Raw genomic sequence first — 17,792 nt, 5'->3', positions numbered from 1 at the left:
GCGGCCCCGGGGGGGTTGGCCGCGCGCGGGGGGGGGGCCGTGTGTGCGGGCGGCCGCCCCCCCCCTCCCCTGTCCTCCCACCCCCCCCCCGGGCGGCCGGGCGGGCGGGGGGGGCCCGGGGCCCCGCCCCCCCGCGACTCGGACGGTGCGGCCGGTGGGAGGTGAGCGGACGGACGGTCCGCACCGCTCACCGCGGCCGCCGCGCCGGATGCCATCGCGCCGGCCGCGGCGGCGACGAACGCGGCCCCGCCGACGGCTGGTAGGGGGAGCCCCACAGCTGGGCGCCGTGATCACGGGCTTCGTCGTCGAAGCGGCCGTGTGCGCCGCAGTCGGCCTCCTGACATGCCGTCCCCGCCCGGCGCGCGCCGGTCCGGGGAGGAGCGGCGCGGGCTTGCCGGGCGGCCACGATTCTCCCTAGGGCGCCACGGTGTCCGCCGCCGGCGGCTCCGGTTCGTCGTCGTCCGAGTCGGCCTTGCGCCGGACGTCGGCCGGGGTGGGAGCCGTGATCCCGCGCTCCTCGGCGGAGCGCTCGCGGGCCCCGACGATCCCGTCCGCTTTCGCCCGGACGTCGGCCGGGGTGGGGGAGGTGATCGAACGCTCCTCGGCGGAGCGGTCCCGCGTTGTCTCGTTCGGCTGGGTGCCCTTGTCGCCGGACTTCGTCATGGCGGGCTCTCCTTCGTGAGTCGTTGCCGGTGGGATACCTCGCGGGTGCCCGGGAACTCCGGGCCTGAACCGACGAAGGGCACCTGATCCGAGTCCCTTCGCCGTCCGGCCGCCGCCTGCACGGTGGATGCCGGGCCCTGCGGGGGCATGGCGGCTCCGCGGTGACGATCTCCGGTGCCGGGTGTTTCGGGTCTGGTGGGGTCGCGTTCAGTGAAGTAGCGAGCTCTGCCCGTCCTACTACCCTGTGCGCACAGGCGTGAGGATGCACGTGCAGCCGGCGCTGTCAGGTCGGGCCCGCTGTTTCAGGCGACGGCGGCCAGGTCGGCGCGGCCGAACAGCAGGGCGTAGCCGCGGGGTAGGTGGGCGAGGAGGCGGTCGGTGAGGGTGTCGTCGGTGAGGGTGGTGAGGGCGGCCAGGACGGAGGAGGCATCCCAGCGGGCGGCGGTGAGGCTGGTGCCGAGGGTGTGGGCGAGGCTTTCGACGAAGGCGGGGGCGGTGACGGGCGACGGGAGGGGGATCTGGGCGGCGAGGACGGCGCGGGCCCGTTCGGGCAGGGCTGCGGCGAGGTCGCAGCGTTCGTCGCCGGTGAGCTGGGAGCCGAGGAGGGTCAGGACGGCGTCGAGGGCGCGTTCGGCTTCCTCGTCGGTGGGGTAGCGGCCGAGGTTGCGGACCTGCTGGAGGAGGTGGCGGTAGCGGGTCATGACCGTGGGGCCTTCCTGGGGCCGGCCGCCGGGCGGGCCGGCGGCGTGTGAGGGGTGGTCAGGGTCAGGGCCGTGTCCTTGCGGTCGGGCGGCCGAACAGCAGGTCGTAGCCGGGCGGCAGCTGGAGCAGGACCTGGTCCATGAGGTCGTCGCCGGCGGCGTCGGCCACCGTGGACAGGACGGCGCCGATGTCCCACGGGGCCGTGGCTTCGGTGGCGCCCTCGATCCAGGCCGCGGTCGCGCGGACGAACCGCTCGGTGTTGAGCGGCTCGGCGGCCTGCAGCGGGTTGAGCAGGATCAGGGCCATGGTCTCGGGCAGTCGGGTGGCCAGTTCGGCGCGCACGTCGCCGACCAGGTGGGCGCCGAGCAGGGCAAGGACCACCCGGGCGGCCCGCTCGGCCTCCTGCGGGCTGTCGTACTCACCGCGCTCCCGGACCTCCTCCAGGAACGCCTCCCATCGAAGCGTCATCGCGATTCTCCCTCCGTCCCGAGGCCCGGCACGCCCGGGTGGCCTCAAGGCTCGACGGCCAGGCGCCGGTGCAGACCGGTCAGCTTGAGCAGCCGCACGACGCGGCGGCCGGCCCCGCGCAGGACCAGGCGGGCACCGCACCGGTCGGCCTGGGCGCGGGCCCGGACCAGGGCGCCCAGGCCCGCGCAGTCCATGAACGTCACCTCCGACAGATCCAGCACCACCTCCCGGTGCGACTCGAGCGCGGTGGCCAGAGCACGGCGCAGCGAGGGTGCGGCGTCGAGGTCGATCTCGCCGTGGGCTCGCACGATGAAGGGCTGGTTGCTGCTCTGGCCGTTCATGGCGTTTCCGCGTCGCTGCGGGTAGGCCGGTCCGGGTAGGCCGGCCTGACGGTCGGGGGGTGTTCCGGCCGCCCCTCTCGATCGAGGGGGAGAGATCGGGGGGCGGCCGGAACGGCATCGGGGATCGGGTCAGGCCCGGATCTGCTTGCGGCTTCCGCTGTGGCTGATCTCGATCTTGCGGGGCTTGGCCTTCTCGGCGACCGGGATCTTCAGGGTCAGGACGCCGGCGTCGTAGTCGGCGGTGATCCCGGCGGGGTCGAGGGTGTCGGAGAGCATGACCTGGCGGGAGAACACGCCGAGCGGGCGCTCGGACAGCTCCCACTTGATGCCCTCGCCGTCCTGGCGCGGGCGGCGCTCGGCCTTGACGGTCACCATGTTCCGTTCGACGTCGATGTCGATCGCCTCCGGGTCGACCCCCGGCAGGTCGAAGCAGATCACGTACTCGTCGCCCACCCGGTAGGCGTCCAACGGCATCGGCGTGGGACGCGACCAGGTGCCGGTCGTGTTGAGGAACTGCTGGGTCAGCCGGTCCAGCTCGCGGAACGGGTCAGTGCGCAGCAGCATTGCGAAACACCTCCATGGATCGAATGGGTGCCAGTGCGCTTCACCTGAGTCCTTTCTAGCGCGTCATCCATCCGATGACAAGTTGCCGCGTCGCCTATAGAGTGACGGCATGAGCGAGAAGTCCCGCAAAGCCGCCCCCGACGCCTCCCCACCGGTCGAGCCCGTCTCGTTCCTGGCGGCCGCGGCGGCGCTGGCCGCCATCGACGACGCTGTCCGCACCGCCCAGAACCCCGCGTCCCGGCCCCCGACCACCCCTGACGAGCACGGTGGCCCCGAGCAGGCCCTGGCCGCACTCGTCCTGCTGCGCGAGCTGCGCGGCCAACTCGCCGGCTGGGAGGCCGGCCTGGTGGAGAGCGCCCGGGAGGCCGGCGCCACCTGGGCCGACCTCGCCCACCCGATGGGCGTCGCCAGCCGCCAGGCCGCCGAGAACCGCTACCTGCGTCTCAAGCCCGCCTTCGCCGACGCTTCGCGGTCCGGTACCGGCGCGGAACGGGTCAAGGCCGTCCGCGACCGGCGGGCCGCCGACCGATCGGTCACCGTCTGGGCCCGCGACCACGCCGCCGAGCTGCGGGTCCTCGCCGCGCGGATCACCACGGCCGCACTCGCTCCCGGCGCCCGTCCTGCCCAGGCCGCCCTGACCGCCGCCCTCGGCGCCACCGAACCCGCCGACCTGATAGAGCCCCTCGCCGCCGTCCGCCCCCACCTCGGCTCCGGCCACGGCGACCTCGCCACCCGCCTCGACGCCCTCACCCACCACACCACCCAGATCCGCGATGACAGTGACCGACGCCGCGCCTGACCCTGTCGCCACCGCCGAAAGGCGCTGGCAGGACCTCCTGGACCGGATCCACGGCCTCGAAGCACGAGTGGCCGCCACCACGAGCACCGTCAACGCCGCCCTCGACCACCACCTCGCCCGCCTCGACGCCCTGCGCCGGCACCTCGCCCACCCAGACTGGCCACTGCCCGCCCCCGATCCGGACAGTCACCCAACCGCGCCGACGGACAACGGGCCGGCCTGACGAGGCCGGGAACCACCGCAACCACCCCGGCCGTCAGAACCGGCTCCTGTGTCCCACTGGCGCGCCCAGGGGGCCGGTCAGCGCTGGTGGTCTCCGGAGACGTACCGACTCCGGGTAGCCCCTTGTCCGTCGCGGCCTGCTCGGTGGTGAAGTCGGTGTAGCCGAGCGCCTTCGCGGCTACAGGCGGCTGTGTGTAGGCGACGAACCGGCGCAGCACCTGGGCGCGGCCGGTGCCGGGCGCGGTGCCGGCGTTCCTCAGGATCGCCCTGGAGGGCCCGTGCCGTCATGGGCTGGTCGGCATGGCGCCCAGGAAAGAGCTACCGCCGGTTTCGCGCACTGACGTGGGGCCGGCGCCGGTGACCGGCCGTGTCCTGGACGGCCCGCCGGCCGACGCCGACCTCGCGGTGGAGGAGCGTGCGGCGATCGAGCTCTCGCGCGACCGTGACCGCCCGGGCCCCGAGCGCGTCCGGGCGGCGGGCGCGGCCCGCGCCCTGGGCTGGATTCTCGGCTTCGCGCCGATCAGCCGCTGACCGCGGCCTGACGTCCCGCCCCGTCGTGGTCAAGCCCGGCTATCTGTGTGCGCTGCGCCGCCTCGCCTCCCAAGAAGCTCACGCCCTGTCCGTGGCCGTCCGGCCGCCTCGGCGTTGCCGTCGGCTCTCCGTGCCGTCGGTGGGCATCAGCGCAGGAGGGTGGCGAGGAGTTCGGCGATGGTGGGGCCGGCGTCGGCGGGGTGACGCAGCTGCTTGCTCGTGACGACGCTGTAGTGGTTGGTGCGGCCGTGGCGTTCGTGGCTGAGGTATCCGGCCTGTTCGAGGTCGGCGATGATGCGTTGGACGGCGCGTTCGGTGAGCAGGCAGCGGGCGGCGATGTCGCGCACGCGGATGCCGGGGTCGCGGGCGATCTGGACCAGCACGCGGGCGTGGTTGGTCAGGAAGGTCCATCGCCGTTCGGTCGTCGTGCCGTTGTCCATTCCTCCACGATAGGACTCCTGTTTCACGACTGCCGATACACGACAGGAGATTCGTGCAATGGTTGACATGTCTGCCGGACGGGCGAAGAGTGGAAGGGCCGCACTCCGCAGTGCTTCGCCGCGGATTCCCCGGCGGCTCTGCTTCTGGAGATGGTTCCATGGACCCGATGAGCAGGCACGGGCTGGAACGGCTGAGGTCCCGGCTGGTCGACTGCCTGGGGCCGCCCCGCGAGGGCGGTCGGGACCCCCGCACCTGCGGGGAGCCGCTGTGCCGGCAGGTGCGCCACGCCGTCACCGGCGTCGACGCCTACCTGACGGCCCTCGAAGAGGGCAGCCGCACCGCGGCGGGGCTTCACGAGCGGGCCCTCGACCTGTGGCAGGACCTCGAACGCATCGCGTCCCTCCAGCCCGGGCGGGCCGCTGTCGACGGCGGGGCCGGCGCGGCCGTGCGGTGCGGCTCCCTGCCCGAGGAGTGGGCCGTGCCGCCCTGCCTGAAGGCGGAGACCGTCCGGGCCGGTGACGCCCTCGTGTGCTCCTTCACCGGGGACATGGTCCTGGACAGCGAGCCCGTCGCCGCCCGGGCCCTCGATGCCGCGCTCGTCCGGCGTCCCGCCCTGCTCGCGGTCGACCTGGCGGGTGTGGAGCTGTTCACCTGCACCGGGCTCAACCTGCTCCTCGCCGCCCGTCGGCGCGCGCTGGACATCGGCATCCCCCTCGTGCTGGTCGCCCCCTCCGGGCGGACGCTGCGGGTGCTGGAGCTCACCGGGACCGCCGCGCTGTTCCCCGTCCACCCCACCGTTGAGGACGCCTTGCGGCACCGCCCGCTTCCCGCCCCGCGCCCCGACGGAGGATGACCATCCGAGCGGGACGGTTGAGCCGGCAGCGGACGGGCAGGCGCACGGTCGGCCGGGAAATCCCCGGCCGTACCGTGGGAGGAGGACCGGATGAGCATGGTGAAGGAGTCCGTGGACGTGGACGTCCCCCTGCACACCGCCTACAACCAGTGGACGCTGTTCGAGGAGTTCCCGCGCTTCATGGAGGGGGTCGACTCGGTGACCCAGCTGGACGACCGCCACAACCACTGGCGGACCAGCATCGGCGGCGTCACCCGTGAGTTCGACACCGAGATCGTCGACCAGCAGCCCGACGAGCGGATTGCCTGGCGGACCACCGGCGGCGACGTCGACCAGAAGGGCGTGGTGACCTTCCGGCAGCTCGACCAGGACCACACCCGGGTCGCCATGGCCATCGACTTCCGGCCCGAGGGCGTGGCGGAGCGGGCCGCCGATGTCACGGGTGTGGTCGACCGCCGGGTGAAGGGGGACCTGACGCGGTTCAAGACGTTCATCGAGGAACGCGGCCGGGAGGAGGGCGGCTGGCGGGGCCGGATCAGCCCTGGCTGAACCCGCTTCCGATCGTCCGCGCCACCGGCCGCCGGGACACCCGCCCGGCGGCCGGTCCACGCCCCGCGGTGACGTCGGATCGGAAACGGCTGATCAGGCGTGGCCCAGGGTGCGGCGGGTACCCGCCGAGCCCGGGGCGCGCGTTCGCGCACCCGAGGCATCCCGCGGACCAGGAGGAGAAATGACCCAGCACGGCAGGGCCCTGGCAATCGTGACGAACTACGGCGTCGAACAGGACGAACTGCTCGTCCCCGTACGGCACCTGCGCGAGAACGGCGTCCACGTCGACATCGCAGCCCCCACCCGGGCCGACGAACCGCTGGTCACGGACGACGCCGGCAACTGGCGGCTGGTGACTTCACGCAACCCCGGTGACCTCGAACACTTCCTCCGGGGAGTCGATGCCGCGCTGCGCACCCGGCCGGGGCCGCTGGCGCGCGCTGAGCGCGGGCCACGTGCGACGACTGTTTGGCTCCGGGGCTCCCGGGGACACGCAGGGGCGATGGAAACCCGCCCGACGGAGGCGGGGCTTCACCGCACCGTCGGGCTGACCCCCGTAACCGGCAAGGACAGAGAACGGAGCGTCCGCCGTGCACCACGACGAAGACCTACTGGAGCAGCTGACCGCCGACCACCGGTCCGTGCTGGTCCACTTCAGCGAACTCAGCGGCATCCCCAGTGGGGACCCGCAGCGCAAGGACCTGGCCGACCTCGTGACCGATCAACTGGTCCGCCATACCCGGGCCGAGGAGCAGCATCTCTATCCGCTCGCCCGTGACCGGTTGGCCGACGGGCAGGCCTTGGTGGAACGCGAACTCGCCGACCACCGAGGGGTGGAAGCGTTGCTGGAGGAGCTCCGCCCGACCCATGTCACCTCGCCCCGCTTCGATCGGCTGGTCGCCCGGCTGATCGAGGAGGTCACCCGGCACGCCGGCGACGAGGAGGGGCGACTCTTCCCGGCCGTACGGGCAGTGTCGAGCGAGGCCGAGCTGCGTGACCTCGCGATCAGGGCGCGGGAGACCAAGGAGTCCTCCACCGGCCGGCCCCGCCACCAGCCGCCCACCGCACGCCCGGCGGACCGCCTGCCGTCCCCCGAGCGCTCAGCCGCCGAGCGGGTGCGGGACTTCCTGACCCCGGGCGGGCCGCACTGACCCCGGGCGGCACCCGAACCCCCGGCCGTGGTGCGGTCGGTCCCGACCGGTGCCGATCCACACGACCAGCTGACGGAGGGGCAGTCGACCTGCCTGGCGGCCGGCTACGATCAGCCGCCGGTCCGACCCCCTCCAGGTCAGGAGTCGTTCGCGGGGCCGGGCGGTGATCAGCGGCGCGCGTTCCGTCCCGTGGACGTGTAGCCGCGACCCGCTCGGGCAGGCGCTGGGCATGGCCGGACCGGGCCGAGGAGAGGAGGCCAGGCATGGACCGCTTCCGGCAAGTGCCGCTGACAGGGCCGATCGGAACGGCAGGCCCGGTCGGAGTCCCGGTGAACCCGGGGGCTCCGGGCGCGGGGGAGACCAAGCGGTTCGTGTTCTCCGGTCGGGAGGGCGCCGTGCAGGCGGGCCGTGATTTCAGTCGGGAGGCCTTGCGGTCCTGGTCCTGGCTGCCGACCGCGGACGAGGAACGGCTGGGGGTCGCCGAGGACCTCCTGCTGATGGTCGCCGAACTGGTCGCCAATGCCTGCCTGCACACCTCCGGTGGGCCGGGCGAACTGCGGCTGAGCTGGGACGGGCGCCGTCTGCGGGCGGAGGTCACGGACACCAGCCCGGTGCCGCCCGAGCTGCGCCCGCACGCCGACCCGGGCCGACCGGGCGGACACGGTCTCCGCGTGGTGGAGCGACTTGCGGGGTCTTGGGGCTGCGCGCCCGAGGGCGGGGGCAAGGTGGTCTGGCTGGAGATTGGGTTCCCGCCGGGTCCGCCGAACCACCGAGAGTGCTCGGCCTGAGGACCGGGCCCGGGACGCTGGGTGGCCATCCGAGGTCGGCTCGGCAAGAGAGAGCTCGGATCCTGAGTCGGGAACCGATTCCGGGGTAGAAGCCTCAGAGAGCGGCCGTGATCCGTCCGGCTGCCGCAGCACCGTGGACGGTGCCACCGGGACCGCGCTTGAAGAAGCCGGGCACAGGTTCTGGGAAAGGAGTCCGCGACGCATGGGGTGTGAGCCCCACACGTGTCGCCGGGCGTGATGCCGATGCCCTGGAGATCCAGTGTCTATCCGTGTGGAAACCACCGATCGCGAAGCCGTCCCTGCGGGTCTGCCGCCCGATCTGCCGCGACGGCCCACGGCGGCTGAACTCCGCCGTATGGGGAAGTCCGAGGCGCGGGAGCTGAGCGACGCGCTGTTCGGGCGGCTGGCCGGGCTGGCCCGCGAGAGCCGCGCCTACAGCTACGTCCGCGGCACGATCATCGAGCTCAACATGCCGCTGGTGCGCTTCATCGCCGCCCGCTACCGGCACCGGGCCGAGGACATGGAGGACATCCTCCAGGTCGGCACGATCGGCCTGATCAAGGCGGTCGACGGCTACGACCCGCGGCGCGGCCTGGAGTTCGTCACCTACGCGATCCCCACCATCACCGGCGAGATCAAGCGGTTCTTCCGCGACACCTCCTGGCCGGTGCGCGTCCCGCGCGGTACGCAGGAGCTCTACCTCGCCGTCGTCCGCGGCTCCGACCGCCTGGAGCAGGAACTCGGCCGGCAACCGCGGCCCGAGGAGATCGCCGAGGACCTGCACCTCACCGTCGAGCAGGCCGCCGAGGGGCTGCTGGCGGGCCGGGCCTGCCGCCCCAGCTCCCTGGACGCGCTGCGCGATCAGGAGGCCGACGAGACCGGCAGCGCCCTGCTCGACCGGCTCGGCGGTTGCGACCCCGGCATCGAACTCGCCGACTTCCGCACCGCCGTCCGCCCGCTGCTGGCCCGCCTGCCGGAGCGCGAGCAGACCGTCCTCAAGCTGCGGTTCTGGGACGGCTGCACCCAGTCCCGGATAGCGGACCGGATCGGCGTCTCCCAGATGCACGTCTCCCGGCTGCTCAGTGCCACCCTCGCCCTGCTGCGCGAGCAGTTGGACGACCTGGACGCCGACGGCTGGGCCGACGGACCGGAGCCGGAGGGAGTCGGCTGAGGCCGACCAGGCGAGCCGCGGTTCCGGCGTGCGGCTTCAGGCCGCCCGCCCTTGAGCCTGTCTGCTGGCCGTCCGGCTTCGGGCGGGGCCGGGGCGTTAGCGAACGCGGAACCCGGGTAGCCGCAGCGGCGGACCATGGGGACGGCGGCGCGAGGAGGCGGACGGATGGATCGGCGTGAGCGGGTGGAGCTGCGCGGGATCGAGCGGGGGCTGCGCCGGGACCACGTCCTGGAGCTGAGGCTTCGCGTCGTCGGGTTCCGCCTGCGCGGCCGGGCCTGGGACGTGCTGCGCGGCGTGCGGCCGCGGACCGTGCTGGCGCTCGCCCTGCTGTCGCTGGGCCTGCTCGGGGCAGGCCTGGGGACGTCCGAGGCGCCGTTTCTGTGGGTCTTCACGGGCTGCTGGGCCCTGACCCTGACCATCGCCTTCGCGGTGCTCTGTGCCTGCGCCGAAGGCCGCCAGGAGGAAGGGTGAACGCGCTGCCCGCGTCGCGCGGTCCGCTGTCGGCGGCGTTGACGGCCCTGCTCACCTCCGGACCGCCCGGAGCGGGCTGTCTGCCCACACCGCCCGGCCCGTTCGACGAGCCGTGGGGCGAGGACCATCAGCTGGCCCTGCACCTCTGCTACGAGCTCCACGACCGCGGGCTGCCCGGGGTCCTGGACGACTGGGAGTGGGATCCCGAACTCCTGAGATTCCGCCAGGGGTTGGAGCGCTCGTTCCTGGCCGCGGTGCGTGCGGAGGCGGAGCCCGCGCCGCCCTTGCGGGACGCGTTCGAAGCACTGCTCACCGAGCCGCCCGACGGCACCGGCCCGTCGCACTTCCTGCTCGCCGAGGGTGAGCGCCGGCACGCCCGCGAGTACCTGGTGCACCGATCGGTCTACCACCTCAAGGAGGCGGACCCGCAGCTGTGGATGCTGCCGAGGATCCATGGGCCCGCACAGGCGGTGCTGACGGCGATCCTCTACGACGAGTACGGCGCCGGACGGCCGGAGCGGGCCCACGCCCGGCTCTTCGAGCGGATGATGGCCGCCTTCGGCCTCGACCCCGGCTACGGGCACTACCTGGACTTCGTGCCGGCGCCGACCCTGGCCGTGGTCAACCTGATGACGCTCTTCGGCCTGCACCGGGCGATGCGCGGGGCGGCCGTCGGGCACTTCGCGACCGTCGAGATCACTTCCTCGCCCGGCTCCGCCCGCTTGGCGGCGGCGTTGGAACGGCTCGGCGGCGGCCCGGACGGCACCCTCTTCTACCGCGAGCACGTCGAGGCGGACGCCGTCCACGAGCAACTCGTGCGCCGCGGGGTCATCGAGGAACTGGTCGCGGCCGAGCCCGAGTTCGCCAGGGACGTGGCGTTCGGCGTGGCCGCGGCCGGGGTGGTCGGCGGGCGCTTCGCGAACCACTTGCTCGACCACTGGAGGGCCGGACGCAGCTCGCTTCGCTCACCCCTCCCGGACGGCACGGGCTGAATCGAGCCCGCCCGCGACCTCGCGCGGTCCGACCGGGAAGGATGGTCAGCCGGCTGCGGGGAGCCGGATCTCCAGATGCCCGGAAAGTACTCGGGTCTCCATGACCGGCTGGGGTGCGGTGGCCGGGCCGTGCACCACTTCGCCGTCCCGGAGCCGGAACGTGCTGCCGTGCCAGGGGCAGCGCAGACAGCCCTCCACGAGGGAGCCCTCGGAGAGCGGCCCGGACAGGTGGGCGCAGCGCTCGGCCAGCACGTGGCAGCGGTCGCCCTCGCGGACCACGACCACGGCCAGTTCGCCGGCCGTCGCCCGCACGGGCTTCCCCTCCGGGAAGTCCTCCACCGCGCCGAGGGCGACCCAGTCCGCGGGCGCCAGGCGAGGCACGGCGGCGGCCCGGTCGGGGCCGGCGGCCTGCCGGTAGGCCAGGTGCCCGCCGAGCGCGGCGGCGGCTGAGACGACGGTCGCCCCGGCCAGGCCGAGCAGCCGGCCGCGGGCCCGGTGCCCCCGGCAGCGGGCCACGAGCGAGCCGGCGTAGAGCAGCACACCGGTGGTGTTGCCCAGCGCGTGCACCAGGCCGGTGCGGCGGCGCGGCGGGTCGAGCCGGGCCCAGTCCACCCAGCCGGTGAGGGCGGTGGGCCCGGCGGTCAGCAGTCCGGCCGCCACCAGGGTGTCGGCGGACCGGTGCCCGCCGGGGAGGTAGTCCAGTACTGCGGCGGACGTCCAGAAGCCGATCGGCAGCTGGACCATCGCGGGGTGGAGCGGGTGGCCCAGCCACACGCCGTGCAGCGCGTCTCGGTAGGGCCCGAGCGGGAGGGCCTCGACCGCCTTGGCGAGAGGGCGGGCCGGAGCGTCGAGGAGGTCCCAGTGCTCCGGTGCGTCCAGGGCTTGGCGCAGTCGGCGGGACCACCGGCGGGTGTGCAGGGGTGTGTTTTCCATACCAGAGCGGCTAGCCAGGCACCGGACCGGCAAACCCGGACGGCAGGGTGTGTCCGGGAGCCGGTCCGGGCAGGCGTACGAGAGTGGCCGTAAGCCCGACCGTGACCGGAGAGCGGGGTCGGCGCCGTCCCTCCGTGGCCGCGGGGGCGGCAGGCGCAACGCCGTCGGGCCCTGGCTCAGGAGACCGTGGCGACGCCGTCGGGCCGCGCCGAGACCGTTTTTCAGAACAGGGCGGCCTGGCGGAGCGCGGTGACGGTGCTGGCTCCGGTGATCCGGCCCGGGGAGACGTCGATGTCCCGGTCGTCGCGCATCCTCTTGAGGAGCGGTATGACCTGGGTGGGGCGGTAGACGGTCTCCAGGAGGGCGTACTTCTTGAGCTGGTCGACGCTGCGGGCGGCGGGGGCGGTGCGCAGGTGGTCGAGCAGGATGCGGCGCAGGGGGCCGGTGTCGGGTTCGAGTTCGAGGTCGAGGGCCTGCTGGTTGGGGTCCTTGGGGTCGCGGTAGCGCACGCCGGAGGTGGTGTCGACGACCCACATGGCCTCCTTCATCTTCTCCACGCCCCGCTCGTGGCGGGTGCCGAAGATCAGGTAGAGGAGGTGGCCGGCCTCGTCGATCATCTCGAAGACCAGGGTGTGCTGGAACCCGGCGCGTCCGAGGGACTCGCGGTAGCGGTCGCGCAGGTAGGCGGCCTTCGCGGAGGAGGGCTGCTGGAAAACGCCGTGCCAGTCGCTGTCGCCGAAGAAGGCGTCGCCGGCCGCGCGGTGGCGTTCGTCCTTGCCGGCGAAGCGGACGAGGAAGGCGGGTTGGAAGGTGACCATCACCTCGCTGCGGCGCTGGGTGGCGATCCGTCGCAGGAGGGGGAACGGGATCTCCGGACCGCCGAAGCCGTCGAGCAGGACGAACATGGGGTGGTTCAGACTGCCGGCTAGGGCGAGCTGCTGCAGCAGGTCGGGATGGCACCGGCCCTGTGCTACGTGCACGTCCAGTCGGCCGCTCCGGGGCCCGTGGGTGCCTGCGGCCGCCTCGATGCGGCGTTCCAGCTCGGTCCTGCGCCGGGCGTCCTCCTCGACCAGTACCATCTTCACGCGCCGGGGGCTGCGCCGAAGCGCTCCGGAGAAGACCTGGTGGGCGACGACAGGGGAGCCGGGTTCGCCGTCGCGGTAGACGCCGGGGCCCGCGAAGCCCTCGGCATAGGTGATGATCTCGTTGCGGCTGAGCATGATCGGTGCCCAGGCCTGGAGGTAGCGCCGCAGCAGGGCGTGCTTGGCGGCGGTGTGCGGGTCGCGTGGCCAGATGACGTCCTTCGGTGCCGCCATGTGTCTCCCCGGTGCGGTGAGCCGTCGCTGCCGGAGGCAGGATCACACAATCGTCACGGCGCGAACAGAGGGCGTGCACGGCGCACTGGATCAGGGCGCCACGAGCGGCCCCCGTACGGGCATCTCGTCCCAGGTACGGCCGTTGAGGTCACGGCCGCGAGCCTTGGGGTTGCGGCCGCCCCACTGCTTGAAGAAGAACGGCACGCCGGCCGCCTGGCAGGCGTCGCGGACGGTGGCGACCCACGCGGGGTCCATCGGGCGGTGGCCGGGGCCCGACTCGCCGCCGACGATCACCCAGCCGATGCCGTCGAGGTCCAGTTCCGGCAGCGGTCCGAGCAGCGGCTCCAGGGAGAGGAACCGGACCGCGGCCGGGACGGCTCGCAGATCGTCGATGCGATCCAGCTGGCTCTCGTCCTCGACCGACACTCCCATCCACAAGTTGTCCGGCCACTTCAGTCGGCCGGCGGCCCGGCGAAGGCGCACGGAGCGCTTCGTCAGCACCTGGTAGGTGTGCTGGGGGGTGTCGGCGATCACCTGGAACACGTCCCGGACGAACGGGAGCGGCACCCGGGCATGGAAGAGGTCGCTCATCGAGTTCACGAACACGACCCGGGGGCTGTGCCAGCGCTTCGGGACGTCGAGCGCGTCCGGATGCAGCGCAAGACCGAAGCCGGGTCCGGACGTTCGAGGGTCACCGTCCGTCTGGTACTTGGCGGCGCCCATGGCCTTCAGCCGCTTGGCCAGGGTCAGGGCGTAGCAGTTGTCGCAGCCGGCGGAGACCCGGTCGCATCCGGTGGTCGGGTTCCAGGTCGCTTCCGTCCACTCGATCGCGCTTCGATCGCTCACTGCCGCTCCTCACTGCCGTGCCGGGCCTCGCGCCGACCGTTGTCCGGCGAGGGCCGCCAACCGCCTACCTTCCTCCGCCTACACCACCGGTGTCGAACCCGCAGGCCAGGCCGATGGCTCCTCCGGCCGAGCCGGCGGAACGGAGTTCGGCCGGTGCCGGAGTACGTTGGCGACTCCCGGGCTGATGCCGTCCGTCGGCCTCGGCGCTGTGGCTCGGGGGCGGGAAGGCGGTCGGCAGGGAGGTCGCGATGCGCGGCAACCGGAATGGAATCCCGAGCTGACGCATAATCAGACAAGGTCAGCAAGAGGTCAGCATCAGGATGAGTAGACCCTGCTGTACACGCGGACACATGAGAGCACTCGTCGACCATGCCGAGTCGCCATGGGACGCCCGGAGGCCTGCCCGCAGCTTTCCTGCGCGAGCTGCTCAAGAGCGTCCTGTGTTCGCCGGGCGGCAGCCCTGACAGTAGATCGGGGGAGGCATTTTCGCAGGTCAGCATAGTCCTGTCCGGGGTGTCAACCGCATGCTCCGCACTGCTTGTGCATACCTGGGCAGCGGCTTGATCGCGTACCTGGCCCGCACCCTGCCCCCCTTCCCCAGCCTCTCCCTCGCCTATACGATCTCCCTACCGGATCGGTTGACATAGTTCGCCCAGTTCTACCTCGACTGCCTCTCCCAGGCCTCGTACCTGATCGCCGACGAGCGCACCGGCCAGGCCGTGATCGTCGACCCCCGCCGGGATGTCGACGAGTACCTCGCCGACGCCACGGCACGCGGCCTGACCGTCGTCGGCGTCATCAACACCCACTTCCACGCCGACTTCCTCGCCGGCCACCTCGAACTCGCCGACCGCACCGGCGCCTGGATCGGCTACGGCCACCGCGCGGAGACCGACTACCCCATCCGCCACCTCACCGACGGCGAGCGGATCGAACTCGGCGACGTCGTCCTGGAGATCCTGGAAACCCCCGGCCACACGCCCGAGTCGATCAGCATCCTGGTCTTCGAGCAGCCCGACGACACCGTCCCGTACGGCGTGCTCACCGGCGACGCCCTGTTCATCGGCGACGTCGGCCGCCCCGACCTGCTCGCCTCGGTCGGCGTCACCGCCGCCGAACTCGGCGCGATGCTCTACGACAGCGTCCACCGCAAGCTGATGGCCCTGCCCGACGAGACCCTCGTCTTCCCCGCCCACGGCGCCGGCTCGGCCTGCGGCAAGAACCTCTCCACCGACCGCCAGTCCACCATCGGCGCGCAGCGCATGACCAACTACGCCTGCCAGCCGATGGACCAGGACACCTTCGTCCGCATCGTCACCGCCGGCCAGTCCGCCGCCCCCGCCTACTTCGGCCACGACGCCGCCCTCAACCGGCAGGACCGCCCGCTGCTCGACCGCACGAACGCCACCCGCCCCCTGTGCCCCGAAGGCTTCAAGGACGCCCGAACCGCGGGCGCCGTCGTCCTCGACGCCCGCAACCCCCAGGACTTCGGCGCCGGACACCTGCGCGGCGCCGTCAACGTCCCCCTCGACGGCCGCTTCGCCGAACAGCCCCCCACCGTCCTCGACGTCCGCACCTGCGGCGAACGCGAAACCGGCACCATCGAAGGATCCCTCCACATCCCCCTGACCGAACTCCCCACCCGCCTCGACGAGATCCCCACCGACCACCCCCTCGTCGTCCACTGCGCCAGCGGCCACCGCTCCTCCATCGCCGCCAGCCTGCTGCGCCACCACGGCCACCCCGACGTCTCCGACCTCCTCGGCGGCTACACCGCCTGGCACACCCTCACCCACCCCACCCGGGCCTGACCCCAGCCGACCCGGCCAACCCCGTCCGGGCCGCGGGCGCGGAGTCGCCCGCCGGCCGACGATCTCCGCGAAGTCATCCGCCCGTGACCAGCTCAGTGAGTTCGTGTGCCGCCCAGTGTGATGGTGTGTGGCATGCCGCTGTCGGAGCAATCGGGGCACAAGGGCCGTCCGGTCGTCACGCTGTCCCTGTTGATCACGCTCCGGAGCAGGGACACCACCGCTGCACGGGGTGCGTGATCCAGCACCCCGAAGTCTCACCTCAAGCCGTCCCATCGGGAGACAGCAGTGATCAGACACCATGCCCCAGGACATCCCGTCGTCGAGGGAGAGGCAGGCGCCCAGGCCCGTGCGCGGTGGTGGCGGGCCGGGGTCGTGGCAGGGGTGTGCGTGGCGCTGGCCGGGACCGGGCTGAGCCCCGCGACCGCCGCGGCCACGGGGTCCGCGCCGGCCACCGCCCCGGTGCGGACCCGAGGGGCCGACCCGGTGGTCACCTTCGGTTTCACCGGTGCCCCGCAGAGCCTCACCATCCCGGCCCAGGCGGTGGTCACGATCACCGCCGACGGCGCGGGCGGTGCCGACAACATCGGCACCTCCTGTTCCGTCACGGGGACGGGCGGGACGGGGGCGCGGGTCGTCACCACTCTCCCGCAGACCACCGCGCCGACGACGGTCACCGTCAACGTCGGCGGCACGGGCGGCAAGGGCTGCAACGGCACGGGTTCGGGGGGTGCCGGCGGGTTCAACGGCGGCGCTCCGGGTGGGGGCATCGCGGCCACCGGGTTCGGGGCGGAAGGGCCGGGCGGGGGCGGGGCTTCCAGCGTCAGCGTGGGCTCCTTCCTGGTGGTCGCGGGGGGCGGCGGTGCCGCCGGGGGTACCGGGAGCGGCCTGTCGGGCGGCAACGGGGGCAACGGCGGGACGACGCCCGATGCCACCGGCGGTACCACGGGAAGCGCCACCGGCCCCGGGGCCGCGGCGGGGCACGGTGGGGGCGGCGGCAGCACCAGCACGACCACGGGTGGTGCGGGCGGGGCCGCCGGCACCGTCCCGTCCTGTATCGCCACACCGGGTGGGCCGGGAGGCGGGTTCGCCGGTACCACGATCGGCACCGGCGGCGCCGGCGGAGCGATCGACGGCGGCTGTGCCGCCACTGCCACCGGTGCGGGCGGTGGCGGTGGCGGCGGGTACTTCGCCGGCGGGGGCGGCGGCAGCGGTGCCGTCAACAGAACCGGCACGGAGGCGAGCGGCGGCGGTGGCGGTGGGGGAAGCAGCTTCGCGGCCCCGTCGGGCACCGGAACGTCCTATGCGGCCTCGACGATCGGGACGGCGAACCACAACGGCCAGGTGGTCATCAGCTACACCGTGGGCAAGCCGATCACCACGACCCTGACCGCGCTGCCCCAGCGCACCCGGACCGGCTCGCCGGTCGTGCTCAGCGACATCGTCTGCCCCGGCGCGGGCTCCACGACCAGGCCCACCGGAACCGTCACGTTCACCGACACCACCACCGGGACGGTCCTCGGCACGGGACGCCTGATCCTCTCCCTCGGCACCTGCGCCGCCGGCGGGACGGTCACCGCCTTCCGCACCGCGGGCACCCACACCATCACCGCCGTCTACAGCGGTGACTCGGTGTACCAGGACAACAGTGCCGACCCCGAGACCATCACCGTGACGGTGGACCCCTGATCAGAACGCCGCAGCAGCACCGAGGGGCACACCCTCGTCAACGGCAACGAGCACTGCTGCCGGCACAGATGACAGTGTGACACCAGGCGGGGCCCGCGAGGACGAATCGCGGGCCCCGCCTCCGTCGCGCCCGGGGCCCGGAAGGACAACAGCTTTTCAGTCTGCGGCCGAGCCGGTCGAAAGACCATGACAACTATCAGCCCCTACCGGTACCCGGTGTGCCACGACGAGACTCGCCATCACCCGGACCGCGGAGGCATCACGGTCCGGGCTCGTACCGACCACCGGCCGGTGCGAATCCCACCCTCGCTGCGCGTCCCGCGCACTCGATCTCCCAGGAGACGACCCGAATGAGTGTCCTCAAGCTCCAGAACATCGAGGCCCGCGTCAAGATGAGCGCCGTGGCCGTCCTCAGCCTGACGAGCAGCAGCAGCGCCTGCTGCAAGCCCAGCGAGCCCGGCCAGCCGTAGCCGGACGGGTCCGTGCGGGGGGCG

General features: G+C 73.1%; 21 protein-coding genes and 1 pseudogene. 13 read left to right on the top strand and 9 right to left on the bottom strand.

What is annotated here, in order from left to right:
• Window positions 1–414: 414 nt before the first annotated feature.
• The 5 genes from ACFRQN_RS32905 to ACFRQN_RS32885 form a co-directional block, all read right to left on the bottom strand.
• Window positions 415–663 (bottom strand): hypothetical protein, encoded by a 249-nt coding sequence (locus ACFRQN_RS32905; protein WP_049649652.1) that lies wholly within the window; start codon window positions 661–663, stop codon window positions 415–417.
• 302 nt (window positions 664–965) lie between these two features.
• Entirely contained in the window at window positions 966–1,364 is a 399-nt protein-coding gene (locus tag ACFRQN_RS32900; protein ID WP_074003007.1) for a DUF2267 domain-containing protein, read from the bottom strand.
• 64 nt (window positions 1,365–1,428) lie between these two features.
• Window positions 1,429–1,833, bottom strand: a complete 405-nt coding sequence (locus ACFRQN_RS32895) for a DUF2267 domain-containing protein (protein WP_074003006.1) — start codon at window positions 1,831–1,833, stop codon at window positions 1,429–1,431.
• Between the two features lie 44 nt (window positions 1,834–1,877).
• Complete coding sequence (locus ACFRQN_RS32890) at window positions 1,878–2,174, bottom strand: STAS domain-containing protein (protein ID WP_074003005.1); 297 nt, start codon at window positions 2,172–2,174, stop codon at window positions 1,878–1,880.
• 129 nt (window positions 2,175–2,303) lie between these two features.
• The gene (locus ACFRQN_RS32885) at window positions 2,304–2,738 is read right to left on the bottom strand and encodes an Hsp20/alpha crystallin family protein (RefSeq protein ID WP_074003004.1); all 435 of its coding nucleotides are present in this window, start codon (window positions 2,736–2,738) and stop codon (window positions 2,304–2,306) included.
• Between the two features lie 109 nt (window positions 2,739–2,847).
• On the opposite strand from ACFRQN_RS32885, the gene ACFRQN_RS32880 reads away from it, so the two are divergent.
• The 3 genes from ACFRQN_RS32880 to ACFRQN_RS32870 all read left to right on the top strand — a co-directional run bounded on the left by ACFRQN_RS32880 (window position 2,848) and on the right by ACFRQN_RS32870 (window position 4,290).
• Entirely contained in the window at window positions 2,848–3,537 is a 690-nt protein-coding gene (locus ACFRQN_RS32880) for a hypothetical protein (RefSeq protein WP_074003003.1), read from the top strand.
• On the top strand, window positions 3,512–3,760 hold the full coding sequence (locus ACFRQN_RS32875) for a hypothetical protein (RefSeq protein WP_143204560.1): 249 nt from the start codon (window positions 3,512–3,514) through the stop codon (window positions 3,758–3,760). Before ACFRQN_RS32880 ends, ACFRQN_RS32875 begins: the two co-directional genes overlap by 26 nt.
• Before the next feature lie 356 nt (window positions 3,761–4,116).
• The gene (locus tag ACFRQN_RS32870) at window positions 4,117–4,290 is read left to right on the top strand and encodes a hypothetical protein (RefSeq protein ID WP_158077713.1); all 174 of its coding nucleotides are present in this window, start codon (window positions 4,117–4,119) and stop codon (window positions 4,288–4,290) included.
• 146 nt (window positions 4,291–4,436) lie between these two features.
• Here the strand turns inward: ACFRQN_RS32870 and ACFRQN_RS32865 are convergent, their stop codons facing one another.
• Window positions 4,437–4,730, bottom strand: a complete 294-nt coding sequence (locus tag ACFRQN_RS32865) for a helix-turn-helix domain-containing protein (protein WP_074003000.1) — start codon at window positions 4,728–4,730, stop codon at window positions 4,437–4,439.
• 167 nt (window positions 4,731–4,897) lie between these two features.
• On the opposite strand from ACFRQN_RS32865, the gene ACFRQN_RS32860 reads away from it, so the two are divergent.
• The 7 genes from ACFRQN_RS32860 to ACFRQN_RS32830 all read left to right on the top strand — a co-directional run bounded on the left by ACFRQN_RS32860 (window position 4,898) and on the right by ACFRQN_RS32830 (window position 10,706).
• On the top strand, window positions 4,898–5,584 hold the full coding sequence (locus ACFRQN_RS32860) for an STAS domain-containing protein (protein WP_380744006.1): 687 nt from the start codon (window positions 4,898–4,900) through the stop codon (window positions 5,582–5,584).
• A 90-nt stretch (window positions 5,585–5,674) separates the two neighbouring features.
• A complete protein-coding gene (locus ACFRQN_RS32855) occupies window positions 5,675–6,133 on the top strand; it encodes an SRPBCC family protein (protein WP_049649659.1) in 459 nt (152 codons plus the stop codon).
• Between the two features lie 590 nt (window positions 6,134–6,723).
• A complete protein-coding gene (locus ACFRQN_RS32850) occupies window positions 6,724–7,284 on the top strand; it encodes a hemerythrin domain-containing protein (protein WP_074002998.1) in 561 nt (186 codons plus the stop codon).
• A gap of 428 nt (window positions 7,285–7,712) precedes the next feature.
• The gene (locus ACFRQN_RS32845; RefSeq protein WP_380744003.1) at window positions 7,713–8,072 is read left to right on the top strand and encodes an ATP-binding protein; all 360 of its coding nucleotides are present in this window, start codon (window positions 7,713–7,715) and stop codon (window positions 8,070–8,072) included.
• 355 nt (window positions 8,073–8,427) lie between these two features.
• Window positions 8,428–9,243: a SigB/SigF/SigG family RNA polymerase sigma factor gene (locus ACFRQN_RS32840; protein ID WP_107418763.1), complete on the top strand. Its 816-nt coding sequence runs from the start codon at window positions 8,428–8,430 to the stop codon at window positions 9,241–9,243.
• A 165-nt stretch (window positions 9,244–9,408) separates the two neighbouring features.
• Complete coding sequence (locus tag ACFRQN_RS32835; protein ID WP_074002996.1) at window positions 9,409–9,714, top strand: hypothetical protein; 306 nt, start codon at window positions 9,409–9,411, stop codon at window positions 9,712–9,714.
• Complete coding sequence (locus tag ACFRQN_RS32830; RefSeq protein ID WP_079272231.1) at window positions 9,711–10,706, top strand: iron-containing redox enzyme family protein; 996 nt, start codon at window positions 9,711–9,713, stop codon at window positions 10,704–10,706. The genes ACFRQN_RS32835 and ACFRQN_RS32830 overlap by 4 nt, the downstream gene beginning before the upstream one ends.
• A 45-nt stretch (window positions 10,707–10,751) precedes the next feature.
• On the opposite strand, the gene ACFRQN_RS32825 is transcribed toward ACFRQN_RS32830, so the two are convergent.
• From ACFRQN_RS32825 to ACFRQN_RS32815, 3 genes are all read right to left on the bottom strand, one after another.
• Entirely contained in the window at window positions 10,752–11,639 is an 888-nt protein-coding gene (locus ACFRQN_RS32825) for a Rieske 2Fe-2S domain-containing protein (protein WP_380744000.1), read from the bottom strand.
• A 221-nt stretch (window positions 11,640–11,860) separates the two neighbouring features.
• Window positions 11,861–12,955, bottom strand: coding sequence for a three-Cys-motif partner protein TcmP (locus ACFRQN_RS32820; protein ID WP_380743998.1), 1,095 nt, complete (start codon window positions 12,953–12,955; stop codon window positions 11,861–11,863).
• A gap of 90 nt (window positions 12,956–13,045) precedes the next feature.
• Complete coding sequence (locus ACFRQN_RS32815; protein WP_074002993.1) at window positions 13,046–13,801, bottom strand: DUF5131 family protein; 756 nt, start codon at window positions 13,799–13,801, stop codon at window positions 13,046–13,048.
• Window positions 13,802–14,448: 647 nt separating this feature from the next.
• Between ACFRQN_RS32815 and ACFRQN_RS32810 the strand changes: the two are divergent.
• From ACFRQN_RS32810 to ACFRQN_RS32800, 3 genes and pseudogenes are all read left to right on the top strand, one after another.
• Window positions 14,449–15,612: pseudogene (locus ACFRQN_RS32810) on the top strand (rhodanese-like domain-containing protein); the annotation flags it as partial.
• Window positions 15,613–16,095: 483 nt separating this feature from the next.
• Window positions 16,096–17,298 carry an Ig-like domain repeat protein gene (locus ACFRQN_RS32805; protein WP_380743996.1) on the top strand — a complete coding sequence of 401 codons (1,203 nt, stop codon included), beginning with the start codon at window positions 16,096–16,098 and terminating at the stop codon, window positions 17,296–17,298.
• A gap of 350 nt (window positions 17,299–17,648) precedes the next feature.
• Entirely contained in the window at window positions 17,649–17,768 is a 120-nt protein-coding gene (locus ACFRQN_RS32800; protein ID WP_220449990.1) for a class III lanthipeptide, read from the top strand.
• Window positions 17,769–17,792: the final 24 nt, after the last annotated feature.

The organism is Kitasatospora sp. NPDC056800, from assembly GCF_042789775.1.
Taxonomy (GTDB): Bacteria; Actinomycetota; Actinomycetes; order Streptomycetales; family Streptomycetaceae; genus Kitasatospora.
The sequence above is the reverse complement of the archived record's forward strand: the minus strand, read 5'-3'. Positions and strand labels throughout refer to the sequence as shown.